The 1,478-nt window shown below is 60.6% G+C and carries 2 protein-coding genes and 1 pseudogene; all 3 read right to left on the bottom strand.

All coding sequences use genetic code 11. The annotated features are described in order from the left end of the window. Positions 1 to 316 (bottom strand): annotated as a pseudogene (locus EN991_RS35925) (beta-ketoacyl-ACP synthase); the annotation flags it as partial. Between the two features lie 56 nt (positions 317 to 372). Next, positions 373 to 654, bottom strand: a complete 282-nt coding sequence (locus EN991_RS35930) for an acyl carrier protein (protein WP_010909964.1) — start codon at positions 652 to 654, stop codon at positions 373 to 375. Positions 655 to 884: 230 nt separating this feature from the next. Next, a partial coding sequence (locus EN991_RS35935) for a slipin family protein (protein WP_164769645.1) occupies positions 885 to 1,478 on the bottom strand: 594 nt, incomplete at its 5' end.

Consider the following 1,478-nt stretch of genomic DNA (forward strand, 5'->3'; position numbering starts at 1 on the left):
CAGCCGCCACAACCATGTCCATGGTCGCGCAGAGTTCGTCATTGCCCTTGATGCCGGCGTCGTCCAGTGCAAGGCCGGCAGCATAGGTGCCGAGCCTCTGCCAGGTTTCCATCTGGCGCTGATCGCCACGCTTGGCGATCTGCAGGTTCCAGTCGATCTCAGGCAGCGGATGGACAGTATAGGGTGCAAAGCGCGTCGCTTCGAGCACCGGCTGCGGGCCCGGTTGCGCGAGCTTCTGCCAGTGGGCGTCAGGACCTTCCCCCAGCGAGGAGACAAGGCCGATACCTGATATGACGACGTCGCGGGGGCTGCTCATGTGCGGCTTTGTGGGTCAGGCGGCAGAGCGCGTCAAGATCGTGCGCTCAACTGACGTCAGGCAGTCTTGGCGGCGACCAGCGCGTCGATCTTGGCGCACAGGTTCTTCATGACGAAGTAATCGTCGGTCGAAGCCTTGCCGTCATTGACCTCCTGGGTCCACTTTTCCAGCGGCACCTTGATGCCGAATTCCTTGTCGATGGCAAAGACGATGTCGAGGAAATCGAGGCTGTCTATGCCGAGATCGTCAATCGTATGGCTCTCGGGCGTGATGGTGTCGATATCGATCTCGCTGGTGTCGGCAATGATCTTGGCGACTTTGTCGAACGTGGTGGACAAGGGCTTTTCCTTCGGTTGCGGGCGGAATCTGTCCGCATCTTGTTTGGGCGCTGTCTAATCGGTTTTTTCCGGCAGGAAAAGGCCTGATACGCCGGGCGCAGATGGGTAGGGTTCCTTCGAAACGCAAGAAGGGCCGCCGGTTTACCCGGCGGCCCTTCTGTTGACGCAACGTCAGCCTTATTTCGATGCGTGTCGTTTTTCCAAAAGCGGAACACTTTTGGCGACATGCATCAGCTGTCGCGAAGCTTGACCAGATCGTTCAGCAGCCCGCCCGTTCCGTTGTGGACGGTCAGCCGCTCGACCTTGCCGGCGATGGTTTCCAGCGCCTCGAGCTCCTTCAACCGCAGCATCACCGGGTTTTCCGCCATCACCCTGGCCGTGTTGAGGAGGGAACGGGTCGCGTTCGTCTCCTCGCGGCGACGGATGATGTTGGCCTCGGCCTGCTTTTCGGCCGACACCACCTGGTTGAGGATCTCGCGCATCTCGCCCGGCAGGATGACATCCTTGAGCGCGATATCGCTGACCTCCACGCCGATCTCGGCCATGTCGGCGCGGACCTTGGCTGCCGCTTCCTCATCGATCGTCACCTTCTTTTCGAGGACCTGATCGAGTGTCAGCGCGCCAAGCGTCTTGCGGAAGGCATATTGCAGGGCGCGGTAGAGGGCTTCGGAGAAGTCCTTCACCATGCTGACCGCCTTGACCGGATCGACGACCCGGTATTCGGCTGCGATGTTGACGCGGATCGTCACGCGATCCTTGGTCAGCACTTCCTGCCCGGCAACGTCGAGCGACTGGCGCTTGAGGTCGACGACCTTGATCTGCAC

Origin of the sequence: Mesorhizobium sp. M7A.F.Ca.US.005.03.2.1 (assembly GCF_003997795.1) — a bacterium.
In the GTDB taxonomy this organism is placed as follows: domain Bacteria; phylum Pseudomonadota; class Alphaproteobacteria; order Rhizobiales; family Rhizobiaceae; genus Mesorhizobium; species Mesorhizobium ciceri.